Consider the following 24,157-nt stretch of genomic DNA (forward strand, 5'->3'; position numbering starts at 1 on the left):
CAATTAACTCGGAACAATTTAAAATATTATCATATCTATTCCTAATGCGTCAACCACTTTTTCAAAAGTTGATTTCATTTGAAGCAGCGACAATAATAAATTTTAAAAGATGAAAGAAATTTTGTCAACACTTTTTTAACATCTCATATATCTTAATGAGCTTTACTTTAGAATCTAAAAAAAGAGATTCTCATCCTTTCATAGATGAAAATCTCTAACATCTTTTTTTAATTTAAGATATCGTTTCAAGATAAATATTATTTATGTTCATCAACTGGGTATACGCAATCCTTAATAGAATTTTCTACGGACAAATTATATTTTTTTATATCTTGCTCAGTCCAGCCAAACCGGGCAGCCATATAAGCAATGACTTGATCCTTCCACTTTTGTACATTTTGAATATTAAACAATAGATCCCCTGTACGCCGATTCAAAAAGTCAATAGGGGTTGCAATCATTTCATATTCCACCGCATAAACAAGCCTTGCAAAAAAATCCAGCGGCAAATGATATTTATATGCCTCATCTTTGTTAGCTGCCAACCGTTCGAAAACAATATTAATATTAGAACCATATGTCCTTGCCAACTTTTCACTTTCTTCTTTAAGGAGCCCCAGTTCTACGCCTTTATGGATATGCTTTGAAATATAGGCAGCAAAATTCTTTGAACCGCCAACGTCTCCACCCGAAATTGGAAGATTTCTTGTTTGACAATCCGGAAAATTCTTTCCTTTCTCGGAATAAAGCCTGGATGCCACTAGATCTGTGACAGTTTCGGCCATTTTTCGATAGCCTGTTAATTTTCCCCCAGCGATGGTGATTAATCCTGAATCCGATTCCCAAATTTCGTCCTTTCGGGAAATTTCTGAGGCGTTTTTTCCTTCTTCAAAAATAAGCGGGCGAACTCCTGCCCAACTCGATTCGATATCTTCTTCACAAATCTTTACGTCAGGAAACATGTAGTTGATTGCTTGAATAATATAACTGCGGTCACTTGACGTCATTTTTGGGCTGACGGGATCCTCATTGTAAAAAGTATCGGTTGTTCCGACATAGGTCTTCCCATCACGTGGTATTGCAAACACCATGCGGCCATCAGGTGTATCAAAATAAACCGCCTGTTTTAACGGAAAACGGAATTGATCGATCACAAGATGAACCCCTTTCGAGAGCTGGAGTGTTTTTCCTCTTTTTGAACGATCCAATTCCCGAATATCGTCAACCCACGGGCCAGCAGCATTAACAATTTTCTGCGCCTTTATTTCATATTCTTCTCCAGTTAATTGGTCCTGAATAAGGACACCGACAACTTTTCTATTTTCATATAGAAGTTTTATTACTTTTGAATAATTTAGGGCAACAGCCCCTTTTTCCACTGCTGCCTTCATCACTTCAATGGTTAACCTTGCGTCATCTGTCCGATATTCTACATAATAGCCGCCACCTTTAAGACCGGTTTTTTTAATCAGTGGTTCTTTTGCTAATGTTTCCTCCTTTGATAACATAATCCGCCGCTCTGATTTCTTGACACCAGCAAGAAAATCATAGATTCTTAAACCGATAGATGTTGTAAATTTACCAAATGTTCCGCCTTTATGAATGGGCAATAACATCCATTCTGGGACGGTAACATGTGGTCCATTTTCATAGACAATCGCCCTTTCCCTGCCTACTTCAGCCACCATTTTAACCTCAAATTGCTTTAAATAACGAAGCCCGCCATGAACTAACTTTGTCGATCTACTGGAGGTACCTGCTGCAAAATCTTGCATCTCAACCAGCGCTGTTTTCATTCCTCGTGTAATAGCATCAAGGGCAATTCCCGCTCCCGTAATTCCGCCTCCTATTATTAGAACATCATACTCTTCCTTATTTAGCTGATTTATAATTTCTTTACGATTTAAATTTGAAAATTTCATGACGATTCCTCCCGAAAATAAAAGCCATCTTATAGTATGCTTTTAGTTTTTATGAGAAATAAAAAAATAGACCACAAAAGACATTATCTAAGTGATAATGTTTGTGGTCTCTCAATTTCTCCTGACAATGTATTAACTTAAATCCATTATATCATAACATGAAGGAAAAAGTTTAGTTTTTGTTCGCAAATATATCCCACAATTCCCGTTTCGATGTCGTTATGGCTTCCGCACCGGCCTCTAATGCGGATTGTGCTTCTTTAGCTGTTCGAATTAACCCACCGGCCAATATCGGTATTTTAACCCGTTCCTTTACTTCGGCAATCATCCAAGGCATTGCACCTGGGAGGACTTCAATATAATCCGGCTGTGTTTTTTCAATTAATTTATAGCTTTTTTCCAAGGCATGGCGATCGATCAAAAATATTCTTTGAATCGCAATAACTCCTTTTTGTTTTGCCTTTTGAATCACTGTTGTTTTTGTAGAGATTAATCCAAACGGCTTGAATTGCTGACAAATATATTCAGTTGCGTATTCATCGCTTTTCATGCCACGAATCAAATCAACATGATAAATCATTTTCTTGCCATACTGTTTTGCCATTAAACTAATATTTTTTAATTGGGCAATATGCATGTCCAAAAAGATGCCAATTTCATAAGGGCTTTGCAGAAATCGTTCAAATTCTTTCATATCAGCTGCAGCAGGCAATATTTTCTGATTCATTTGGTATTCACAACCTTTTCCCTATGAAAAAAATTTTTTAGAGCATGTGCATCGTTTAACCATTAATAAATTTATATTTCAAGATCGCTGCCAACCCTGCACCGTGTCTGAAATCTCCTTCTGCAATCATTTCTTTTAAAGTTTCCATACTAATTTTATGCAATTCAATTTGTTCGCTGTTTTCTAACTTTTGCTTGGATGCCTTTAGGCCCACCGCGGCAAATAAATAGATTTCTTCACTTGTTGAGCCAGGGGATGGATAAAAGCTGCCCAGATCTAGCCAGTGTTCTGCTGTATAGCCGGTTTCTTCTTCTAATTCCCGTTTGGCAGCATCAAGGGGAGTAGAATCATTAGGGTCAATTGCACCTGCGGGAAGCTCCCACTGCCAGTTTTTTAATGCATGGCGGTATTGTTTTATGCATAATACATGCTCATCTTCCGTAAATGCCAGGATGCAAACCCCTTTTGCAAAATCCAAATAGGCGAATGTCTTTTGGTCTCCATTTGGGAGTGTTACTTCATCTGTGATAATTGCGTATCGGTCGGCCATTTGTTTCGTCGATTTATTGATTTTCCAGACCATTTTATTCACCTCACTTGGATTATTTTAACACGAATGGCTATTGTGTTTTAAAAAAATTTGGCTAGCTTTAATCTTGTCCTTCTTTATAATGCAAAGTGTCAGGTACCGAATTTTCAGCATTAATATATCCGGCGCCATATATATTAGGGTCTCTGTCTGTCCATAAATCAGCTCCGCTTTTTAAAAGGACTTTAATCTCCTGCGGGGTCAGAGCTGGATTTTGCTGTTTGATGAGTGCGGAAATTCCGGCACAGATCGGTGTTGCCATTGAGGTTCCAGATAACATAAAATAATCTTTTCCCACACGATTCGATTTTTGTAGCTTGTCCAGATAGGAGCCTGGCGCTCTTAGGGAAATAATATTAACTCCCGGAGCTAAGATATCCGGTTTGGTTTTCCCGTAAATGGTCGGCCCTCTGCTTGAAAAGACTGCTACATCATCATCAGACCTTGTTTCAGCCGTATCCTGATCATCCAGCGCCCCGACTGTAATGACCTGTTCGCTGACTCCAGGAGAGGAAATTGTTCCATAGTCCGGCCCTTCGTTTCCGGCCGCTACACAGACTGTAATCCCCAATCCCCAAGCCTCCTCAACCATTTTCACCATTGGATCGGCATTTTCATTCGTATAATTTTTTGATGGGATCCCAAGTGACAAGCTTATAATGTCGATTTTTTGAGCTGGATTTCTCTCATTGTATTGTATACACCATTCCACCCCTTCCATCATTGTTTCTATAGATCCGGCGCCCATTTTGTTTAATACTTTTACACCAATTAGATTCGCTTCAGGGGCCGCGCCTGCATATTTTCCATTAGAAGCTAGTCCGTTTCCGGCAGCATCTCCGGCGCAGTGTGTTCCGTGGCCGTTATCATCGTAAGCCTTAGTTCGATTTTTGATAAAATCCTTAAAAGCGATAATTCTCCCTGCTAGGTCCGGGTGTGGATAGATTCCTGTGTCTACTATGGCAATCGTAACACCTTTACCTGTTAACACCTTATTATTTCTGACAATTTTTTTCGCATTTGCCGATGGAACAGCAACATCTAAAAGCGCCCGAACTTTTCTATTTAAATAAATTTTTCGGATATGATGGCAACTTGAGAGAATCTCCTCTAAACCTTTCGGGGTGACTTCGGCACTGCAGCAAGAAATCCTTGAAAAGTCCTGTTTTACTTTATTTTTCCTATGTTTCTCCATCACTTCGTTCACTTGTTTACTGCCGGCTTTATGACAGCCTTCCTCAAACTCGATAATAACGGAAAACTTCTTCCTCTTTTTAACAAAATCTTCTAACAAATTATGCAAGAAACAAGGAATCCACTTAAAAGGCTTGTACAAATTCAGGAGATCCTCACGCAGCGATATTTCCAGCTTCGCCGCATGGGCTCGTACCATCTGAACCATCGAATAACCAAACATCCTGTACCTTCCCTCCATAGTTTTTCTACAAACTATGAAACCGAAGCAACAACGGTCAGGGTGATTGTTGGTGTCAGGCACCGCTCGTGGACAAATTCCGCTTTTGTCCATCTCAGGTGGACAATGGATGTTTTATGAACTGCCATTAACTATCAGTTATGGATTTTGAGTCTTAAGAAGTGTCAATTAGAGGGGGACGCTGGATTTGCTTCTTCTAATGTTATGGATGCAGAAGGAAGTCCTGTTCTTCGGACATTCATGTGCCACTTATTCTCTTGATACTGGATTAACGGCTAGTGAACCGGACTGGACTGGAACGACAGTGACGGTGGCACTTTGCTTGAGGGAATCGAATGTTGGGCCGGGTGCAAGCAGATTCTCATAAATAAGAATGAAAGCCGATAGAACCGCTTTGGTATTGCGGGCCAATCGGCTTTTTTATTGTATGTAGAGTGTAGTATCAGAGTGTCCATCCCAGGTGAACAAATGTCCACGAGTGGTGCCTGACACCAGTTTCTCTGCTTTTTTAATAAAAATTAGCGATAGGAAGCCTATTATGGCAATGTATACTCGATAATCCAAATATTTTTGATCGTTCCTGTTTGATAGAGGGCTGCTGGGTAGTCAAAGATGGCATGAATCAGTACAGCATAGATGCAATAGGTAAATTTCTTTTTCACTACAGCTAGTAATATCAATAAGCTTAGAGCGATATGCAGGAAAACTGTAAAAAGCCGTTCAGCACAGCCTAGTAAGTAGAATGATGCCCCATGGTTAAGTACCGATGCTTTCAGGGCAGCCAGCTGATGATTCGGAATTTTACCACTAAATGCGGTCTCAAATGTGCCGATGTTAATCATAATGGCGATGATGATATTTGGTACGACAATCACCAGCATTATTATGATTGCTTCTATGCCGCCCCAGCCGATACCAAATGAAATCCCACTATTATAGTCATAATATTTTTTAAGAAACCATGTAAATAATAAAAATCGGCCAAATTCTTCGAAGATCCCAGCTGCCATCCCCCCATAAACGCCAAATAGCCATGGATGCTGCGTGAAATGCGGAAAGTTAGTCAGTACCACGGCATGCAAGGCTTTTTCCAAAACCTTCGAAAACACAATAAATTCCTATAGCACCAAGAATCAAGGGTATTACGGCGATGCCAGTCTTCTTGCGGTAAAATAAAATCAGACCGATAAATAAAATTAACGAAAATAGAATGGGAACAAACATTGAAACAATTGTTCCTGTGCTGATCATAACTCCTGTCTCCCTTTTAAGTATTTTCATTAATCCATTTAACCTTTGGTTATTCCCATTTCTACGGAAAATCCTCAAAATTTAGGGTGCCTGACACCCTTCAAGCAAGATAAGTTGTGATGTGAAATCCTTTTTGATGAACGGAATGGTTAAGCCAATTTGCATAAGTTCATCTCCGAAAAACTCCTGCTTGCCAGCATTCATTCGGTATCTTTTTCTAGGATTAAGTCCGCGCAGTTTAAGACGGATTATTGGCGAGTTTGGGGAGGCTAATATTTTATAATAGAAAACCGCGGCCTTTTCCTTGTTTTGATCGACAAACATCCAGGCAGTGTCCATTCCTGCAAATGGGCTTACCAATCGATACATATCGCCAAAGCAAACTAATTCCTTTATTTTATGATATTGCCCAATCTGTGCCATGACGATCTTTTTTTCATCGCTGCTCAATTTATTGATATTAAGTTCAAACCCTAAATTTGCCGCCATTGCTACATGACACCGCATCATTATTGGCGTCACTCTTCCTACCTGATGATTTGGCACATCTGATACATGCGCTCCCATTGTAATTGCTGGATAAACAAGACTTGTTCCATATTGAATTTTCAGCCGTTCTACCGCATCCGTATCATCACTCGTCCACGTTTGCGGCATGTAATAAAGCATTCCCGGGTCAAAGCGGCCCCCGCCGCCCGAGCAGCTCTCAAACAGAATGTCCGGAAAACGCCCCGTCAGTACTTCCAAAATCCGATACAAACCGAGCATATAGCGATGTGCCGTTTCTTTCTGCCTTTCGGAAGGCAATGCCGCTGATCCTACCCCTGTCATATTCCGGTTCATATCCCATTTCACATAAGAAATTGGAGCACTTGTAAACACTTCCGTAAATGTTTCGATGATCCATGCGCATACATCTTCCCGACTCAGGTCGAGGACCAATTGGTTTCTTGATTCTGTCCTATTGCGCCCCGGAACGTGCAGGCACCAATCAGGATGTTTTCGATACAAATCGCTGTCAGGAGACACCATTTCCGGCTCCACCCACAGACCAAATTTCATCCCTTTTTTTTGAACATATTCCGCCAATCCCTTCAAGCCATGAGGCAGCTTTTTCTTATTTACCTCCCAGTCGCCAAGAGAGCTTTTCGCATTATCACGGTGCCCAAACCAGCCGTCATCCAAAACAAACAGCTCAATTCCCAGTTCTTTGGCGCTGCCCACAATTTCTTTTAATTTATTTTCGTTAAAATTAAAATAGGTCGCTTCCCAATTATTGATAAGGATTGGGCGGATCTTATCACGATAGACACCGCGGCACACCCGCTTACGCAATAATTGGTGAAATGTTCTTGACATCCCTCCCAAGCCTTCGTTTGAATATACCATCAAGGCTTCCGGTGTTTGGAATGTTTCCCCCGGTTTCAACAACCAGATAAAATCAAAAGGATTAATGCCTATACTGAGCCTTGCCGTTTCAAACGGGTCCACTTCAACCGAAGCGGCAAAATTTCCGCTATAAACAAGGCTGACGCCATATACCTCTCCGATATCTTCATCGGCATTCTTCGAAAGTAAGGCAACGAAAGGATTATGAAGATGACTGCTCGCCCCCCTTGCAGAAGAAATAGATTGAATGCCGTGAATAAGCGGCTGTCTTTCAATATGGCGTTCGCGTGCCCATGTACCTTGAAGATGAAGGAAGTCCCAATTCGCGTGATGGAAATCGATCGACATGCTCATACACTTATGTATTTCTACTTCCTGTCCGCCAAGATGCTCAAAAGAAACGGACCTTGTGATCACATCAATGTCGCGATATATGGTGTAATGAAGATTTAACCCGACACCAATCTTGGAATCTACCATTGTAATGACAAGCGAATCTGCCTCTGATTTCTCCTCTACATAAGCATGCGGCAAACCGTTCAGCGGCCGTTTTCCCTGATAGATTTCATGAGAATTATAGACAAATTCTGTCATCGTTGAACCGTCAGCAGGCCGAAGCTGGTAAGCCGGAGAACGAAAATCACCATTGCCAAAGGCTGGATACTCCTGCGGAAGCGTATCAAGGGAAAATTTCGGATCAGATGGTTCAGTCGTAGGTGAAAATGCTCTGCTCCTAAAAGAAAGGATGGCACCAGGCTGCAGAACCTGCACCCGCTTTCCCCAGTACAAATGGGCCAAGTATTTGCCATGCACAACCTCCATCAAATAGCTGATCCTATTGTTATATAAATGAAAAACATGACTTTTATCATCCCATTCAACCGGCATCCACTCATCACTCCTTTGAAACCCTCACTACTCCTACTATATTCGAAGTCTGGAAAAACAATTCGGAAAACAACTGTCCACGTACGGCGGACAAATGTCCACGGATGGTGTCAAGCACCATTCTACATAAAATTTATAAAATATGGCAATATAATTCTGGAGTGGTTGTTTTTTGGTTATTTACGTGTTATCTTTTTAGAAAACTCGGATTTTCTGAATGAGTAGGTAAAAAGTCATTTATTAAGTTTAGGAAGTGTTTGTAGATGTATCATTTAAGTTCTCTTATTGTCCATTATGGCTATTTTGGGATTATTGTAGCTTTAATCGGTGGAATTATTGGCCTGCCAATTCCCGATGAGGTGTTGCTTACATATGTCGGGTATAATGTTTTCCAAGGTAGAATGGATTACCTGCCTTCGATTGTCTGTGCTATTACGGGTGCATGTGTCGGGATTAGCCTTAGTTTCGTGTTAGGAGTGAAACTAGGGGTGCCATTTTTACAAAAGTTTGGGCCAAAACTTCACATTAGTGAAACAAAGGTGGAACGAACGAAAAAATTATTCGCAAAGTTCGGGCCGTTTTTGTTAGTTATCGGCTTTTTCATTCCTGGTGTCAGGCACATTACTGCTTATCTTGCAGGAATAAACAGCTATTCCTATAAAAAATTCGCCCTGTTTGCCTATACAGGTGCTATTATTTGGTGTACCACTTTTGTTACATTGGGAAGGGTATTAGGAGAAAATTGGATCGATTTTAGATTTTATTTTTCGAAATACAGTGTCTACCTTGTATTGTTATTCCTTCTTGGATGTGCAGTTTTTTATAATTTTTGGAGGAAACGAAAAATGCAAAAAGTTTTTTAATTCGTGGAGATCACAAAATTAGCCAAAAAATATTTTATTCAAACAATTTTTAAAAATTTGTGTCCCCAAATCGGGGACTTTTATTTTTTTAAATAGCCTTCCTACTCCAGAAAAGTCCTAAATAGACCCGAATACCGTTAACCATTGCATGTTTGAACTGCGCACGTTCTGCCCAGTTTTTTCATACACATAGGATAGATATGACCTGGGAGGTTAAAGCATGCAGTGGTTAACCATATTGTTAATAGGGGTTGCAGCAAACGTTGACAATTTAGGGATTAGCGTCTCTTATGGTCTCAAAACAACCCGTATTCCAGTTGCTTCTAATTTATTTATTGCTGTCATTTCCATGATCTGTGCTTATATATCTATCACAGCCGGAGAAATCATTTCCAATTTCATTTCGTTGAAAACAGCTAACTTGATTGGAGGCTTACTGATCATTTTTCTTGGGGGAAAATGTATCTGGGAGTCATTCTTCCAAGCTGCTTCTACTGAGCCGGAGGTTGAAGCTGAAAAGGAACGCGTTCTAGTCAATTCTAATTTTTCAAGGGTCATCAGCCATCCACAACTGGCTGATTTAAATGATGATAAAGTCATTACTTGGAAGGAATCGATTCTCTTGGGGCTTGCTCTTGCCATGAATTGTCTGGCGATAGGCATTGGGGCCGGATTTACCGGAACTTCTCCCTTCCTCACCACCTTATCCATCGGCGCATTTTCATTCATCTCTATTGCTATCGGAGAAAGGATTGGCAGCAAGATCAACAACAACAACATCGCCAAATACTCCAACATCCTCTCCGGAATCCTGCTCATCATGATAGGGGCGTTTGAAATTCTATTCTAATACCCAAAAGAAGCGGCGGCACTAGTGGAAGTGCCGCCTCTAAACAATGTAAAGCTACTATGTCCACCCCACGTGGACAAAACAGCAATTTGTCCACGTGCGGTGCCTGACACCACATTGACACCGCATTGACACCACATTGACACCACCTTATTTCTTCTTGGCGTGTTTGCGCATGTCGAAGGCGACGGCGATGACGATGATGGCGCCTTTGACGATGTATTGGATGTATGGGCTGACGCCAAGGAAGGCGAGGCCGTAGTTAATGATTTGGAAGATGAGTACGCCGGTGATGACGCCAGGGACAGTTCCGATTCCGCCGGATAGGGATACTCCGCCGACTACGCAGGCTGCGATGGCGTCTAGCTCGTACATGTTTCCGGTATTGTTTGTTGCGCTGCCGACACGGCCTGCTTCAAGTGTGCCGGAGAAGCCATAGAGTACTCCAGCAAGTGTATAAATCAGGATCAGATATTTGGTTACATTTACACCGGAAACTTTAGCCGCTTCGGGATTGCCTCCGATGGCATACATGTTCTTTCCAAATTGTGTTTTATTCCATAAAATCCAGATAAAAATAGTAAAAATAATGGCATAAAAAATTAGATAAGGAATTTCATAGTTTCCAATTGGAATGCCTCGCTGTGCAAAGGTTGTAAATGCCTGGTTTAAGCCGCCGATTGGCTGAGCACCGTATGGCGGGCGGTCGAAATACATCGAGTTTAAACCGTATACGGTAATCATCATCCCTAATGTTGCAATAAACGGAGGTACATTTAGTTTCGCGACAATAATACCGTTCAACGCACCAATTATTCCTGTAATGACCATTGCCAGTAAAATAGGAACGAACAATGGCAGCTGGGGAAGGTGGGGATACATTCTATACGCATAATCGGATGCTTGTAAAAGCGACGCCGAGATAACTGCGGCAAGACCAACCATCCGGCCCGCAGAGAGGTCTGTACCCGCCGTAATCAAAATGCCCGCCATCCCGAGGGCAATGATAATTCGTGATGAAGATTGACTTAAAATATTAATTAAGTTTGTAACCGATAAAAAGTCAGGGGACGCTACTATGATTCCAATAACGAGAAGGACTAGAAACACGTAAATGACATTGTCAAACAGCCATTTTGTCACATTTGATTTTTTTGATGCCTGATGATTCATGTACATCCCTCCTAATACTGTGCTGCCAATCGCATAATTTCTTCCTGCGAAGTTGTTTTTGTATTGACAATTCCTGCTACTCTTCCATTACTCATAACTAAGATTCTGTCAGTTACCCCCAATAACTCAGGCATCTCGGAGGAAATCATAATAATTCCCTTTCCTTCTGCCGCCAGTTTATTAATTAACTGATAGATTTCAAACTTCGCCCCGACATCAATGCCCCTTGTTGGTTCATCCAGCAATAACACTTCCGGTTTTGTTAACAGCCAGCGCCCGATAATGACTTTCTGCTGATTTCCGCCGGAAAGGCTGCCAATCGACGTTTTCTGTGAAGGGGTTTTCACCTTCATCGAATCGATCACCCATTTGGTATCCTCGGCGATTTTGCTATCGGACAAAAATACGCCATTTGTTTTATATTGTTTTAAGTTAGAAATAATCGAGTTGAAGCTGATGCTAAGTTCTGGAAAAATCCCTGTCGACCTCCGTTCCTCTGTTACAAGTGCAAAGCCGTTTTTAATCGCTTCCTTTGGAGACCGATTCTGAATTAATTTGCCGTCTAGCTCAATTGTCCCGGAATTTACTCCACGAATACCAAAAATAGCTTCAACCAATTCTGTCCGTTTTGAGCCAACAAGTCCGGCAATTCCTAAGATTTCACCTTTCCTCAGTTCAAAATTCACATCGGTAAAAGAGCCTTGTGTTTCTGCCGTCAAGTTGGACACTTTCAGGATGACCTCTCCTTGCTCATTCCTTTTTTCCGGAAAACGCTGTGACAGGTCACGGCCAACCATCAGCTTGATTATTTCAACCGTAGTCAATTCCTTCGCATCTTTTGTGGCAATATGCTGTCCATCCCGCATGATCGTCACTTCATCGGATATTTTTAAAATTTCTTCCATTTTGTGCGAAATGTAAATAATGGCGACATTTTCACTTTGTAGCTTACGGATAATTTTAAACAAATGATTGACTTCTTTCTCCGTCAGTGACGATGTCGGTTCATCCATTACAATCAGCTTTGAATTGTAGGAAACCGCCTTAGCAATCTCAACCATTTGCATCTCGGAAACAGATAAGGAACCGACCTTGCTACGCGGATCAATGTTTATATCAAGATCTTTAAAAATTTCCAACGTATCCTCATACATTTTCTTATGGTCAATAAATATGCCTTTTCTAGGGTAGCGGCCGAGCCATATATTATCCATGACACTTTGCTGGCGGACCTGGTTTAGTTCCTGATGCACCATGGAAACACCATTCTCAAGTGCATGTTTGGAATTGGCAAACACTACTTCTTTTCCATTAAGGAGAATCTTCCCTCTATCTTTGATATAAATGCCAAATAAGCATTTCATCAGCGTTGACTTTCCTGCACCATTTTCACCCATCAATGCATGGACCGAACCAGGTCTTACTCTAAGGGAAACATCATTAAGGGCCACTACCCCAGGGAACATTTTGGTTATATGAAGCATTTCAAGTAAATACGGTGATGTAGCTTCTGACATGCGTGAACCTCCTCACTTTACCATTCGTGATCAGCACAACCCCGAACGAAGGAAAAGCATCAAGGCTTTTCCTTCGTTCGGAGAGCGCCGCTAGGCACAGCCTTCGGCACTGCGTTCCAGTATCCTATTTATAAGCGTCCTCGCCGACTTGAATATTGTCTTTCGTTACCATTACATATGGAACACGTACTGCTTTTGTATTATCCAATTTCCACTGTGTTCCACTTAATACATCTTTACCATTTGCAGCATTGGCAGCAAGGTCAATCGTTGCTTTTCCTTGGTTTTTCGCATCGTTGAGGATTGAACCTACCATTTTTCCTTCCTTGATCTTGTCAAGTGCTTCAGGAATGGCGTCAACCCCGACAACTGGCATATACTTGTTGCCTGTGAAGTACCCCGCTTTTTCAAGCGAAGCAATAGCGCCTAGCGCCATCGCATCGTTATTTGCAATGACAAATTCAATTTTATCGCCGTATTTTGAGATCCAAGCATCCATTTTCTCTGTCGCTTTTGTTGCATCCCACATAGCCGTATCCATTGCTAACTCTTCTGTTTGAATACCTTTTTTATGTAGTTCATCAATCACATATTTAGTACGTGCTTCAGCATCTGGGTGCCCTGGTTCCCCTTTCAGCAATACATATTGAATTTTGCCGTCATGATTTTTATCCCATTTATCCTTATTTGCTTCCCAGGCTTTTGCGATTAAATCACCTTGCAAAATGCCGGATTCTGCGGAAGTCGTTCCAACATAATAAGCTTTATCATAGCTCTTCATTACACTTGCATCTGGTTCTTTGTTAAAGAAAATAACTGGAAGGTTTTTGGCCCTTGCCTTGTCAATAATGGTTGGTGCAGCTTTTGGATCTACAAGATTGATGGCCAATGATTTTGCCCCTTTTGCGATCAGTGTATCCACTTGTTCCATTTGTTTTGCCTGATCATTCTGAGAGTCGTTCAACATAAGATTGACTTTGCTTTTTGCTTCATCCTGCATTGCACGGCGTACATAAGACATAAAGTTGTCATCAAACTTATAGATCGTTGCACCTACTGCGGGAAGATTGCCGTTTCCATCCTTACTTTTTTCGGAGTCCGCAGTCCCGCTTGATGAGCTGCTGCACCCGGCCGCTAATAGAATACTCGTCGCGATCGTTGCGAAAAGAAGTAAACCTTTTTTCTTTTTGACCATGCTATCATTCTCCTTTATCAATATTGATGTAAGCCTTTACAATTAAAGTACCATGTGAACCTCTTGCAAAATAGGTCCAAAGACTAGCATAAATTTGTTAATCTCTAGATTATTTTGCAATCTCGACAAAAAAAGACCATCCCCAAGCCGACGAAAGCCTAGCATAAAAGGAATAGCCTTTAGAAAAAATCTATTTAACTGATAATCTTCTTGCGAAACTCGGTCGGGGATAAGCCTGTATGCTTTTTAAACACTCTGCTGAAATAATTCGGATCCTTGTAACCGACTGAAAAGCAAATTTCTTTTAAGCTTCTTCGCTGATCCTCCATCTCAAGCTTTGCCTGTTTAATTCTGATTTCTGTTAAATAATCAATAAACGTTACGCCAAACCGATCCTTAAATAACTTGCTGAAATAAAATGGACTCAGCTCGACATACTCAGCAACCTCCTCCAATGTGAGCGAATCAGCATAATGGGTTTCGATATATTCCTTTGCTTTATAGAGCATTCCCTTGGCGTGGTTGTTCCGCCAACTCTGAACCTGGATGACAACCTCCAATAAATGGGCTTTTCCCTTTTCCAATATCTCATAGGTCCCTATTGATTCATCCATAACGGGTACCTGTTGATCCTGAATACCTAAATCGTGAAGCATTCTGGAAATCAGAACAAACAATTCATCAAATGACTTTTTCATGAGCGGCTTTTCACTTAGCATTTGAATATATGATTCATATTTTAAAAGAACTTGATTCAGATCGCCTTGACGAACAGCTTCGAGCAGCTGTTTCTCGACCTCTAGCATGCCTGATAATGGTGGAGATTTGGCGGAACCTCGTTTATCACAAATCAAAAATTTCCGATCCGGCATTGCAAGAAGCTGCTTTAGCGCCATAATTGCATCGTGATAGGATTGGTGAAGTTCATTGGCATAATGATATGGAAGGCCGACACTAATTTTTAATTCTCCTTTATCAAGTTCCTTTTGAAAAAGGGTGTACAAGCTGTCAATAATGGCCCTTGCTTCGGTTTTAAACCGGTATTTTCCTTTGCATAGAAATAAAACGGGAACTTGTGTATCTGTCATCGAGCCGATCAATACTTCTTGCTTCTTCCCTGTAGTTTTCAGCGCATTCTTTAGCCAGCTGTAAAAATGCTGCTTTTCGGCTGGCGAAAAGCCTTCCTCGGTTTTCGGCTCAAAATAACATAACATCATAAATCCGCTCGTAATTTCCACTCCAAAGAGCTCGCTCCACTCATCAAATGTTAAAGCATGAGCTCGGTTCATGATTAACGAGGATACCCACTCTTTCTGGGCAATCGAAACAGCCCGGTTCAGGCTTTCCTTCAAGCTGTTCTTCTCCTCCCGCTGCTTTCTTTCACGAATGATTTCCGCCGAAACCCTTCCTAAACTCTCAAGAATATCCTGTTTTCTGCTTGGCTTTAAAATGTACTCCTTAACCCCCTGCTGCATAACTTCCTTCGCGTACTCAAACGTATTAAAAGCCGAAACCATGATAAAGCGGGTATCGGGTGCAAACTGTTTGATTTCTTTAACAGCTTGAACCCCGTCTATGCCAGGCATTTTAATGTCCATAAAGATAATATCCGGCTTATATTCCCGGGCCATTTCAACGGCGGCCCTGCCATTTTTAGCACCCTCACCAATCACCATCACTTGTTCAGAAGCGTTTCGGATTATTTTTATCAATGCTTTTCTTTCCAGAATTTCATCGTCAACAACCAGTACTTTCAACAAAGCAGTCGCCCCCTTGGTTACCGTTAGGAATCTTTAGCCTAAAAGTAGTTCCGTTCCCTGCTTGTGATTCAATCTCCACAATAGCCTGTTGTTGATAGAAAAGCTGCAGTCTGCGTATGACATTTTTCACCCCTATGCTTGTTGAGTGGCCGTGGCTTTTTGTATTATTTAGTTCAAATCCATTTTCTTCTCTATATTTCAGCAGCCTTTGCTTCACCGTTTCCCCCATTCCTTTACCGTTATCAATGACTTCGATCACAATCCATTCCAGAAAACGGTCTATATGAAGACAGATTTCTCCGTCTTCTTCATATGATTCCACTCCATGGATGAAGGCATTTTCAACGAGCGGCTGGAGAATTAGTCTGGGAACCTCTATATCCAAACAATCCTGTTGAATGTCTGTTTTAAACTTTATTCGGTCTCCAAACCTTGTTTGCTGGATGAAAAAATACTCTTTCACAATCCGCACTTCATCTCTTAAAGTCGATGCCTGATTTAGATCCCCAAGATTATACCTGAGAATAGCCGCAACGGCTTCAATCAATCTTGAAGTTTGTTCCGCTTCTTCGAAATAGGCCAGCTTTGATACCGTATTTAATGTATTAAATAGGAAATGCGGATTAATTTGATGTTGCAGCCGTCTCAATTCCGTTTCCTTTAACAACTTGTCCAATTCAGACTTTTGTTTGATCTCCAAAACCAATTGCCTAAGATTTGTGCGCATCTGGTTAAACGTTTCGGTTAAAAGCTTTAATTCGTCTTTCGTTGTGATTTTAATATCTTCTCCGTCCAGATTCCCACTGGAAATCTCCTTTGCTGCTTTCGATAACATACTGATCGGCTTTGTAATCCCGCCGGAAATCCATAATGCCAACAAAGTGCTTAGAAAAAAAGCAGCAGTAAACAAGGAGTATGACATCAGCCGGTAATATTGTTTTTGTTTCTCCATTTGATGATAAAATTTTTCATAGTCTGTTAATTTACTATTTAAAATAGCCAAGGTACTTTCATGGAGAAATGAGGAAGTATTCAATACATCATTAAAATGATCGGAGTAGTCGTTAATATTATTCCTTTGAAATGCCCCGACCGTTGCATCACTTTCATCTAAAAAACTATCAATCATATTTTTAAAATTAATCAGCGTGACATCATGGGATTTCATGACCTCATAAAGCTTTTTTTGGTCAGCAATCAGCTTTCTTTTTTCTTTTCGGTAATCCTCATGGTAGCGTTCTTCTTTTTCAAGAATATAGGCATGGAGTTTATCCGTAATGGTATTCGTCCTCTGAGAGATATCATTAAGCAAAAGGAAGCTTTGAAAGTTTTCATCATATTCACTTACAACCGTCTCACTGCTTTTATAAAAGAAAAGGCCGACAGAAGTTAATAACACCACAAGGACAATAAAGTAAAAAAGTAATTTTAATCTGATGCGAAATAACATTATTTACCCCCTCCCGCTTTATCTCCCCGGGTTAAGGGCAAATCCTTGGCCCGTAATATCCTGGTATCGGTATGGACGATAGAAGGTACCTTCTTCCCGTTAATCAGATCAATCATGAGTTTCACAGCGCCATAGCCCATTTCATAAGGCTCTTGTACAACAGTGGCTTGAATGGTTCCTTTACGAATGTACTCCAAGGTTTCCGGCAGAGTATCAAAACTGATAATATAAATCTGGCCGGGCTTTTTATATTGTTCCACCACTTGGGCAATTCCAACACCGTCTAATGCGCTTGTCCCGAAAAATGCATTGACATTCGGATGGTTTTGCAAAATTTGATAAGCTTTTTCAGCAGCGCGGACTCTGCTGATCTCCGATTCTTGTATATCAATAATATGAATTCCCTTTTCAGATTTTACAGCATCCTTAAAGCCCTTTACCCGCTCCTGTTGATGGTTCTTATAGAAACTGCCTGTAATAATTGCCACATTCGCATGTCCCTTTGTATCAGCAATCAACGCTTTGCCAGCCAAATATCCTGAATAATAATTATCTGTTCCTATATAGGAAAAACGCTTACTGTTTTCGGTATCCGTATCGACTGTGACAACCGGTATTCCCTGTTCTATAACACGATTAATTAACGGGGTGAATTGATCATCCAACCCCTGTGTCATAATGCCATCCACCTTTGAAACCGCTGCCATTTCAATCGTTTTCAAATGGACATCAATATTTGCCTGCTTTGGGCCTACATATTCAAGCAAAACCCCATATTTCTTCGCCGCCGCCTGTGCTCCCTTTTCTACCAATCTCCAATACTCATTATCCATCTCCTCGGGAACTAGCACGAAATGATATTTATACTTTATCCCGCCATCTTTCACTTCAGCTGGCTTATGAGCAAGAACCATATACCCATAAAAAACAGTAAACGAGCAACTCACAATAAAGGACAATACACCTGCCATATACACCAACTTCGCCAACCTGCTCATACCTATCTCCACCCTAGGCCTTTCTTTACAGAAGATATTATACAGAATATTCAAACATGCAACAATGTATTTAGGTGTCAGGCACCAAAGAAAGACAAAATGCCGATTTGTCCACCTGAGGTGGACAAATCAACATTTTATTCTGAATCGTTTTCCAATTGGAAGCTGCTGTCTCTAATCAATAGTTTTGTTGCGATATAAATGGTTTTGGCGGTTTTTCGGCCTTCGATCCGCTCAAGTAATGTATCAACAGCTGTTTTTCCCATCAATTCAGTATAAATCTTTACTGTGCTTAAGGCAGGAAAGACGTATTTCGCAATGCTGATATCATTTACCCCTACAATATTGACCCGATCCGGCACGGCAATTCCTTCCTCCAGAAGTGCTCTAAGTGCGCCGACCGCAATCGAATCGTTGCCGGCAAAAAAGGCAGTCGGCAAATCATCGCCATGCTCACGAATCGCCTGCTTCATCAACGCATAACCCGCATCAACGGAAAAAGTGCCATTATAAATAAACTTTTCATTTAATGTTCCTTTATCCGCCATATATCGCTTGAATGCCAGCTCCCTAGGGTCTTCAATTTCAGAGGATTGATCCTTAAACGCTTCCCTTCCCCCGATATAGCCAATTTGCTTATGGCCAATCTTCCAAAAATAATTTAGAACGTTTTCCACAACCTTTTCAAAGTCAATCACGATCGAATCAAACTGTTCATCATCGGGTGAACAGTCAACAAAGACGATGTTGCCCGTCAGATTCTTTAGTTCATCAACCTGCCTTGCACTGAATTTCCCGATCGCAATTAATCCTTGAATGTCCTTATTTTTCAAGTCCTCATAGTGATCCTGGAAAAATCGGATTACTTGAATTCCGTGATCCTGACAGCGATTTTCCACGCCCAAACGGATCGACATGTAGTACAGGTCTTCAAGCTCTTCCTTTTCCGTATACCATTGCAGAAGGGCAATTTTCCCCTGCTCCTGCTTTCTTACAGGCTTCTTCTTATACTCCAGCTCCTCTGCAGCTTCAAAAATTCTCTTCTTTGTCTCATCGCTGACGGAAAGAGTTGCATCATAATTCAATACCCTGGATACCGTGGCGATCGAAACCCCGGCTTTTTGGGCAATATCCTTAATGGTAGCCATAACAATATCTCCTTATTTAGCAAAAAAACGATAGGTCGTTACGTGATTATATAATTCTCCCGGCTTCAACACAACCGAAGGAAATTCCGGATGGTGAATCGCATCAGGATACCCTTGTGTTTCTAGACAAACACCTAGATATTTCCTAACGGGAACACCCGAAACTGAAAACGAACCTTCCAATTGGTTGCCGGAATAAAACACCACACAAGGCTGATTGGTCTTCATTTCCATCACCCGTCCGCTCTCTTCCTCGCTTAACACTATTTTATTTTCACCCTGTTTGGAAAAAATAAGCGGGTGGTCATAGCCGTTACCGGCAAGAATGTTTTGTGGATGGGACGAATGCATGCCATCTGCAATAGGTCGGCCTGCCCGAAAATCAAAGGGGGTTTCAGCTACATTAAGCACTTTTCCGGTTGGAATCAAGTCAGACCTCAGCTCTAAAAAGCCGCACGCATCAAGCCTAAGCATATGCGCAGAACAATCCCGCTTAAGATTGCCGCTTAAATTAAAATAAGAATGGTTTGTTAAGTTCACCAGAGTCGTCTGATCGGTTCGCGCTTGAAAATGAATGCTCAGTTCATTATTATTGTCTAATCGATAGGTTACCGTTGTTTCCAAGTTGCCGGGATACCCCTCTTCTCCATCGCGGCTGAGATAAAAAAACTTCACGCCTACAGCCGTTTCTTCTTTCACTATTTCAGCATTCCATACGACGGAGTCAAATCCTTGTCTGCCCCCGTGAAGATGATTTGTCCCTTCATTGGCCGCAAGCTGATATTCTGTTCCATCCAGTTTAAACCGGGCCCCGCTAATCCTGCCCGCTACCCGGCCGATCACAGCTCCGAAATACGGCGACCATTCCACATAATCCTCCAGCCGTTCAAAGCCAAGGACTACATTTTCAACATTTCCACCTTTGTCAGGAACAAGAATTTTCGTGATCACACATCCGTAATTCAAACAAGACACCGCCATGCCCTTGTCATTGATCAGTATATACTCACTTACCTTTCTGCCATCATACTGTCCAAATGATTGCTCTTTTACTTCCATGATGATCACTCCATTTATAAGGATTGAATAAACCGTTTAAATCCGGCGATTCCTGCTTCATCCCGCTTAAATACACCGGCATCTGTCAGCACTTGTAAAAATTTCTTCCCAGTTTCTTCACGAACAATCCTTTCGATATTCGCTGAATCGGCTTCTGCCTGATAACGTGTTTTCAACTGTTTCGCCCATTCCGCATGATAATCAGCGACATCTGCGGGTTGTCCAAGAATAAATTTTTCGACTTCCTTCAGTTCATCCTTTAAACGCGCTGGCAGAACAGCAAGTCCCATGACCTCGATCAAGCCGATATTTTCCTTTTTGATATGATGGACATCGGCATGCGGATGGAAAATTCCGAGCGGATGCTCCTCACTCGTTCGATTATTTCGCAAAACGAGATCTAACTCAAATTCTTTATTTTTTCGGGCAATCGGCGTAATGGTATTATGCGGCGTCCCATTCGTTTCAGCTAGTATTTCAAGCGATGGGTCGCTGTAATTCTTCCATTTTCCTAAAATATAATCTGCCGTCTCAACAAGCTGGGCACATTCTTGTGAGCGCAGACGGATTACAGACATAGGCCATTTCACAATAGAGCATTGCACTTCCGGAAATTTTGCGATAGTGAATGACCAGTCAGAATCCGCTTTCGCCATGGCAAATGAATAATTCCCGCCTTGATAATGATCATGTGATAAAATCGAGCCTCCGACAATCGGAAGATCTGCATTCGAGCCAAGAAAATAATGGGGAAATTGCTCTACAAACGCTAGCAGCCGCTCGAAGGTCCTTCTGCTGATTCTCATATCGATATGTTTCTCTGAAAGCACAATACAATGTTCGTTATAGTACACATATGGTGAATACTGTAAATACCACTTCTCTCCCCGTAGGTTGACACGGATCATCCGATGGTTGGATCGTGCCGGATGGCCGATTCTTCCAGGATAGCCTTCATTTTCAATGCAAAGCAGACACTTCGGATAGGCTGTCTTTGGTGCTGACCGTTCTCGCGCAATACTTTTCGGATCCTTTTCCGGTTTTGATAAGTTAATCGTAATGTCGAGATCTCCATATTCAGTCTGAACCTTATACTCAATATTTTTGCGAATCTGCTTCATTTGAATATAATTGCTATTTTTACTTAAATGATAGAAATACTCTGTTGCTGCTCTTGGACTTTCCTGGTATTTTCGGTAAAATTGCTGATTGACGGCTGATGGGCGGTCAAGAAAACAGTTCATGATTTTACTAGAGAAAATCTCCTTTTCATCATATAAATCTTCAATGATGCCACGTGTACATGCATAAGCAGTGATTTCCTCAAGCAAATCAGGAATGGTGAAAACCATATCTTTGGTCTGGGCTGATTCCGAAAACTCTGTCAGCTGTAATAACGAAAGGACTTGGTTTCGAACATAGATCTCATCTTCTTTCTCGATTAATTGAACCGCCAGTGCCTGTTCAATTAATTGCTGAACTGTTTGCTGAATCATGTTCTCCTCCCCTACCATCATTTCACTGCCTCCAGCATAATTTCTTTTGCTCCATCTCCAATACTAGCAATATAGAAATCTGCATTATAACCGATTTTTTCTTTATATATCGCTCCTACATTGGCAATAAAGTGATCCACCTCATCATTTTCTACAATCGCAATCGCACAGCCGCCAAACCCTGCTCCGATCATTCGCGCTCCGAGAACGCCCGGCTGTTTCCAAGCCGCTTCTACTAAACTGTCAAGTTCAACACCCGTCACTTCGAAGTCGTCCCTTAAGGAAATATGAGATTGGTTAATTAGACGGCCAAACTCCGTTAAATTACCTTTCTTAAGCTCTTTTAACGCTTTCAATGTTCTAACATTTTCATAAACAGCATGTTTTGCCCGCTTCCGGACCGTTTCATTTGTAATGAAGTGTTGGTATTCATCAAACTCTGCTTCTGACAGCTGTCCAAGGGATTCAATGGCAAGTTTCGTCTTAAGCTGCTCAAGTGCTTGTTCACATTCACTGCGGCGCTCATTGTATTTTGAATCGGCCAGCTCCCGGCGTTTGTTTGTATTCATAATGATAATTTTATGATGTTCAAGCTTGACTGGCGCATATTCGTAACGCAATGTCTGACAGTCCAGCAAAATTCCGGCATCTTTCTTGCCCATTCCGACAGCAAACTGATCCATTATGCCGCTGTTGACGCCGATAAATTCATTTTCAACCCGCTTTCCAAGCTTAATTAATTCAAGACGCGGGATCGCCAATTCATATAGACCATTTATCATTACACCTGTTAATAGTTCAATCGATGCCGAGGAGGATAAACCCGCACCATTTGGGATATTTCCTTGAATGGCACATTCAAACCCTGTTGGAATCTCATAACCAGCTTCCAGAATGTAGCGGATCATCCCTTTTGGATAATTGGCCCAGTTATGAGTATGATCATACACGAGTTCACTTAAGTTAAATTCAATTAACCCTTTATCTGGGAAGTTCGCAGAATATAAACGAATCAGCTGATCCTCACGTTTCCTTGCCACCGCGTATGTTCCATAGGTAATCGCACACGGAAACACATGACCACCATTAAAATCCGTATACTCTCCGATTAAATTAATCCTGCCTGGAGCAAAAAACGCTCGCTTTGGCAGCACATGAAACATGTCCAGAAAAATTTTATTCAGAGTTGTCATCTTCATACTAAAATCCTCCATTGTTCTGTATATATATCTATTTTACTCCCCTTAGTAAAAATCGGGCAATGATTTTACTAAAAAATTTACTAATAATTGATTACCTATGCTTTTTATGACCAAAATATGTTATGATGAATAATAGAAATCGTAAGAAAAGTGATTAATGAACTCACATGGAAAAACGCTATAAGAACTTAAGGAAAATGCACAAAGGCGTGATGTAATTTGAATTACGACACCAAAACCGGAAGTTTCGAGAAAATGAAATCGCTTAATCAATCAACTGTTTTAAATATGATTCGGTTAAGAGAGCCCATTTCAAGGGCAGAAATAGCCAAACTAACAAAGTTAACTCCTCCGACTGTCAGTTCATTTGTTAGTGAACTGATTGAAAAAAATCTGATCACAGAAGAACAAGCAGCCAGCTCAAAGATGGGCGGAAGAAAACCAATTATGCTTCGAATCAACTATGCTGCCCATTATATTATTGGGGTATATGCTGCATCGGAAATTGTCCGGGCTATTTTAACCACTATGGATGGAAAGATCATCTCCGATGCTAAAAAAGATATTTCTGCACTCCCCACTAAAGATGAATTTTTAACAATGGTCATTGAGATGATCAATCAAGTGTTAAATCAGGTACATATAGATAAAGATCGAATTCTCGGCATTGGCGTGGCAATGCATGGTCTGGTAGATCCTGATAAAGGGATAGCGATTTTTTCTCCTCACTTGCATTTGAAAAATATCCCGATAAAAGAATGCCTGGAAAATGAATTTCATATCCCTGTTCATGTTGAGAATGATGTCCGGCATTAGCCATTGCCGAAAGTTGGTTCGGCCAAGGCCAAGGGGTACCAGATTTTATTTGTCTAAGTATTGGGAGAGGTATTGGTTCGGGCATTTTTATTAATAATGAGGTTTATAAAAGCACTTTTAATACCGCCGGAGAGATCGGCCACACGATTTTAGATGTTAACGGACCAAAATGCCAATGCGGAAATAATGGCTGTTTAGAAGCTTATGCTTCGGAACCGGCCATCCTTAACAAAGTAAAAGATGAAATAAAAAATAAACCTGAATCTCTTCTTAATAAATGGCTGCAGGAAGGAAAAAATGAACTTAACCTAGAATTAGTATTCAAGGCCCGGCAAGGAGACAAAGTCGCTGGATTAGTATTAATAGAAGCCGGACTTTCCCTTGGGTTAGCTGCTGCCAATATGATCAATATTCTTAAACCTTCAAAAC

20 protein-coding genes and 1 pseudogene are annotated in these 24,157 nt (G+C 41.1%); 4 read left to right on the forward strand and 17 right to left on the reverse strand.

The features are described from left to right. Positions 1-257: 257 nt before the first annotated feature. The 4 genes from BFU02S_RS08080 to BFU02S_RS08095 form a co-directional block, all read right to left on the reverse strand. Positions 258-1,922 carry a glycerol-3-phosphate dehydrogenase/oxidase gene (locus tag BFU02S_RS08080; RefSeq protein WP_066368949.1) on the reverse strand — a complete coding sequence of 555 codons (1,665 nt, stop codon included), beginning with the start codon at positions 1,920-1,922 and terminating at the stop codon, positions 258-260. A 172-nt stretch (positions 1,923-2,094) separates the two neighbouring features. Continuing rightward, on the reverse strand, positions 2,095-2,649 hold the full coding sequence (locus BFU02S_RS08085; RefSeq protein ID WP_066368952.1) for a glycerol-3-phosphate responsive antiterminator: 555 nt from the start codon (positions 2,647-2,649) through the stop codon (positions 2,095-2,097). 55 nt (positions 2,650-2,704) lie between these two features. Further along, on the reverse strand, positions 2,705-3,232 hold the full coding sequence (locus BFU02S_RS08090) for an NUDIX hydrolase (protein ID WP_066368953.1): 528 nt from the start codon (positions 3,230-3,232) through the stop codon (positions 2,705-2,707). A 67-nt stretch (positions 3,233-3,299) separates the two neighbouring features. Further along, the gene (locus BFU02S_RS08095) at positions 3,300-4,655 is read right to left on the reverse strand and encodes a S8 family peptidase (RefSeq protein WP_066368955.1); all 1,356 of its coding nucleotides are present in this window, start codon (positions 4,653-4,655) and stop codon (positions 3,300-3,302) included. A gap of 205 nt (positions 4,656-4,860) precedes the next feature. Here BFU02S_RS08095 and BFU02S_RS08100 point away from each other — a divergent pair, with 205 nt between their 5' ends. Next, entirely contained in the window at positions 4,861-5,040 is a 180-nt protein-coding gene (locus BFU02S_RS08100) for a hypothetical protein (protein ID WP_066368957.1), read from the forward strand. A 169-nt stretch (positions 5,041-5,209) separates the two neighbouring features. Here BFU02S_RS08100 and BFU02S_RS08105 read toward each other — a convergent pair whose 3' ends face one another. The 3 genes from BFU02S_RS08105 to BFU02S_RS08115 form a co-directional block, all read right to left on the reverse strand. Beyond that, entirely contained in the window at positions 5,210-5,782 is a 573-nt protein-coding gene (locus tag BFU02S_RS08105) for a YhfC family glutamic-type intramembrane protease (protein ID WP_169797581.1), read from the reverse strand. Continuing rightward, complete coding sequence (locus tag BFU02S_RS16690) at positions 5,733-5,924, reverse strand: hypothetical protein (protein ID WP_066368963.1); 192 nt, start codon at positions 5,922-5,924, stop codon at positions 5,733-5,735. Before BFU02S_RS16690 ends, BFU02S_RS08105 begins: the two co-directional genes overlap by 50 nt. A gap of 81 nt (positions 5,925-6,005) precedes the next feature. After that, on the reverse strand, positions 6,006-8,201 hold the full coding sequence (locus BFU02S_RS08115) for an alpha-galactosidase (protein WP_066368964.1): 2,196 nt from the start codon (positions 8,199-8,201) through the stop codon (positions 6,006-6,008). 263 nt (positions 8,202-8,464) lie between these two features. On the opposite strand from BFU02S_RS08115, the gene BFU02S_RS08120 reads away from it, so the two are divergent. Together BFU02S_RS08120 and ytaF are read left to right on the forward strand one after the other, a co-directional pair. Further along, positions 8,465-9,064 carry a DedA family protein gene (locus BFU02S_RS08120; protein WP_066368965.1) on the forward strand — a complete coding sequence of 200 codons (600 nt, stop codon included), beginning with the start codon at positions 8,465-8,467 and terminating at the stop codon, positions 9,062-9,064. A gap of 220 nt (positions 9,065-9,284) precedes the next feature. Beyond that, positions 9,285-9,914 carry a sporulation membrane protein YtaF gene (gene ytaF / locus BFU02S_RS08125; RefSeq protein WP_066368966.1) on the forward strand — a complete coding sequence of 210 codons (630 nt, stop codon included), beginning with the start codon at positions 9,285-9,287 and terminating at the stop codon, positions 9,912-9,914. 150 nt (positions 9,915-10,064) lie between these two features. On the opposite strand, the gene mglC is transcribed toward ytaF, so the two are convergent. The 10 genes from mglC to BFU02S_RS08175 all read right to left on the reverse strand — a co-directional run bounded on the left by mglC (position 10,065) and on the right by BFU02S_RS08175 (position 22,909). Further along, the gene (gene mglC, locus BFU02S_RS08130) at positions 10,065-11,087 is read right to left on the reverse strand and encodes a galactose/methyl galactoside ABC transporter permease MglC (protein WP_066368973.1); all 1,023 of its coding nucleotides are present in this window, start codon (positions 11,085-11,087) and stop codon (positions 10,065-10,067) included. 11 nt (positions 11,088-11,098) lie between these two features. Continuing rightward, positions 11,099-12,604, reverse strand: coding sequence for a galactose/methyl galactoside ABC transporter ATP-binding protein MglA (mglA, locus tag BFU02S_RS08135; RefSeq protein WP_066368976.1), 1,506 nt, complete (start codon positions 12,602-12,604; stop codon positions 11,099-11,101). Between the two features lie 124 nt (positions 12,605-12,728). Further along, positions 12,729-13,799, reverse strand: coding sequence for a galactose/glucose ABC transporter substrate-binding protein MglB (mglB, locus tag BFU02S_RS08140; protein ID WP_066368984.1), 1,071 nt, complete (start codon positions 13,797-13,799; stop codon positions 12,729-12,731). A gap of 194 nt (positions 13,800-13,993) precedes the next feature. Then, the gene (locus tag BFU02S_RS08145; protein WP_066368986.1) at positions 13,994-15,559 is read right to left on the reverse strand and encodes a response regulator; all 1,566 of its coding nucleotides are present in this window, start codon (positions 15,557-15,559) and stop codon (positions 13,994-13,996) included. After that, positions 15,537-17,009 carry a sensor histidine kinase gene (locus tag BFU02S_RS08150; protein ID WP_066368988.1) on the reverse strand — a complete coding sequence of 491 codons (1,473 nt, stop codon included), beginning with the start codon at positions 17,007-17,009 and terminating at the stop codon, positions 15,537-15,539. Before BFU02S_RS08150 ends, BFU02S_RS08145 begins: the two co-directional genes overlap by 23 nt. Then, complete coding sequence (locus BFU02S_RS08155; protein WP_066368990.1) at positions 17,009-18,007, reverse strand: sugar-binding protein; 999 nt, start codon at positions 18,005-18,007, stop codon at positions 17,009-17,011. The genes BFU02S_RS08150 and BFU02S_RS08155 overlap by 1 nt, the downstream gene beginning before the upstream one ends. Positions 18,008-18,144: 137 nt before the next feature. Beyond that, positions 18,145-19,155 (reverse strand): LacI family DNA-binding transcriptional regulator, encoded by a 1,011-nt coding sequence (locus BFU02S_RS08160; RefSeq protein WP_066368993.1) that lies wholly within the window; start codon positions 19,153-19,155, stop codon positions 18,145-18,147. A 12-nt stretch (positions 19,156-19,167) separates the two neighbouring features. Beyond that, positions 19,168-20,214, reverse strand: coding sequence for an aldose epimerase family protein (locus BFU02S_RS08165; protein WP_066368997.1), 1,047 nt, complete (start codon positions 20,212-20,214; stop codon positions 19,168-19,170). Positions 20,215-20,228: 14 nt separating this feature from the next. Further along, positions 20,229-21,710 carry a UDP-glucose--hexose-1-phosphate uridylyltransferase gene (galT, locus tag BFU02S_RS08170; RefSeq protein ID WP_066369002.1) on the reverse strand — a complete coding sequence of 494 codons (1,482 nt, stop codon included), beginning with the start codon at positions 21,708-21,710 and terminating at the stop codon, positions 20,229-20,231. A 17-nt stretch (positions 21,711-21,727) separates the two neighbouring features. After that, on the reverse strand, positions 21,728-22,909 hold the full coding sequence (locus BFU02S_RS08175; RefSeq protein ID WP_066368999.1) for a galactokinase: 1,182 nt from the start codon (positions 22,907-22,909) through the stop codon (positions 21,728-21,730). A 258-nt stretch (positions 22,910-23,167) separates the two neighbouring features. Between BFU02S_RS08175 and BFU02S_RS17650 the strand changes: the two are divergent. Further along, positions 23,168-24,157: pseudogene (locus BFU02S_RS17650) on the forward strand (ROK family transcriptional regulator); the annotation flags it as partial.

It is taken from the genome of Neobacillus fumarioli NBRC 102428 (genome assembly GCF_001591485.1).
In the GTDB taxonomy this organism is placed as follows: Bacteria; Bacillota; Bacilli; order Bacillales; family Cytobacillaceae; genus Neobacillus; species Neobacillus fumarioli.

What these genes read in the sequence shown, in the direction of transcription:
- BFU02S_RS08150 (WP_066368988.1), bottom strand. Translation starts at nt 17,009, where the DNA reads ATGTTATTTCGCATCAGATTAAAATTACTTTTTTACTTTATTGTCCTT.
- BFU02S_RS16690 (WP_066368963.1), bottom strand. Translation starts at nt 5,924, where the DNA reads ATGATCAGCACAGGAACAATTGTTTCAATGTTTGTTCCCATTCTATTT.
- BFU02S_RS08085 (WP_066368952.1), bottom strand. Translation starts at nt 2,649, where the DNA reads ATGAATCAGAAAATATTGCCTGCTGCAGCTGATATGAAAGAATTTGAA.
- BFU02S_RS08120 (WP_066368965.1), top strand. Translation starts at nt 8,465, where the DNA reads ATGTATCATTTAAGTTCTCTTATTGTCCATTATGGCTATTTTGGGATT.
- BFU02S_RS08095 (WP_066368955.1), bottom strand. Translation starts at nt 4,655, where the DNA reads ATGTTTGGTTATTCGATGGTTCAGATGGTACGAGCCCATGCGGCGAAG.
- mglC (WP_066368973.1), bottom strand. Translation starts at nt 11,087, where the DNA reads ATGAATCATCAGGCATCAAAAAAATCAAATGTGACAAAATGGCTGTTT.
- galT (WP_066369002.1), bottom strand. Translation starts at nt 21,710, where the DNA reads ATGATTCAGCAAACAGTTCAGCAATTAATTGAACAGGCACTGGCGGTT.
- BFU02S_RS08090 (WP_066368953.1), bottom strand. Translation starts at nt 3,232, where the DNA reads ATGGTCTGGAAAATCAATAAATCGACGAAACAAATGGCCGACCGATAC.
- BFU02S_RS08155 (WP_066368990.1), bottom strand. Translation starts at nt 18,007, where the DNA reads ATGAGCAGGTTGGCGAAGTTGGTGTATATGGCAGGTGTATTGTCCTTT.
- ytaF (WP_066368966.1), top strand. Translation starts at nt 9,285, where the DNA reads ATGCAGTGGTTAACCATATTGTTAATAGGGGTTGCAGCAAACGTTGAC.
- mglB (WP_066368984.1), bottom strand. Translation starts at nt 13,799, where the DNA reads ATGGTCAAAAAGAAAAAAGGTTTACTTCTTTTCGCAACGATCGCGACG.
- mglA (WP_066368976.1), bottom strand. Translation starts at nt 12,604, where the DNA reads ATGTCAGAAGCTACATCACCGTATTTACTTGAAATGCTTCATATAACC.
- BFU02S_RS08165 (WP_066368997.1), bottom strand. Translation starts at nt 20,214, where the DNA reads ATGGAAGTAAAAGAGCAATCATTTGGACAGTATGATGGCAGAAAGGTA.
- BFU02S_RS08175 (WP_066368999.1), bottom strand. Translation starts at nt 22,909, where the DNA reads ATGAAGATGACAACTCTGAATAAAATTTTTCTGGACATGTTTCATGTG.
- BFU02S_RS08160 (WP_066368993.1), bottom strand. Translation starts at nt 19,155, where the DNA reads ATGGCTACCATTAAGGATATTGCCCAAAAAGCCGGGGTTTCGATCGCC.
- BFU02S_RS08115 (WP_066368964.1), bottom strand. Translation starts at nt 8,201, where the DNA reads ATGCCGGTTGAATGGGATGATAAAAGTCATGTTTTTCATTTATATAAC.
- BFU02S_RS08080 (WP_066368949.1), bottom strand. Translation starts at nt 1,922, where the DNA reads ATGAAATTTTCAAATTTAAATCGTAAAGAAATTATAAATCAGCTAAAT.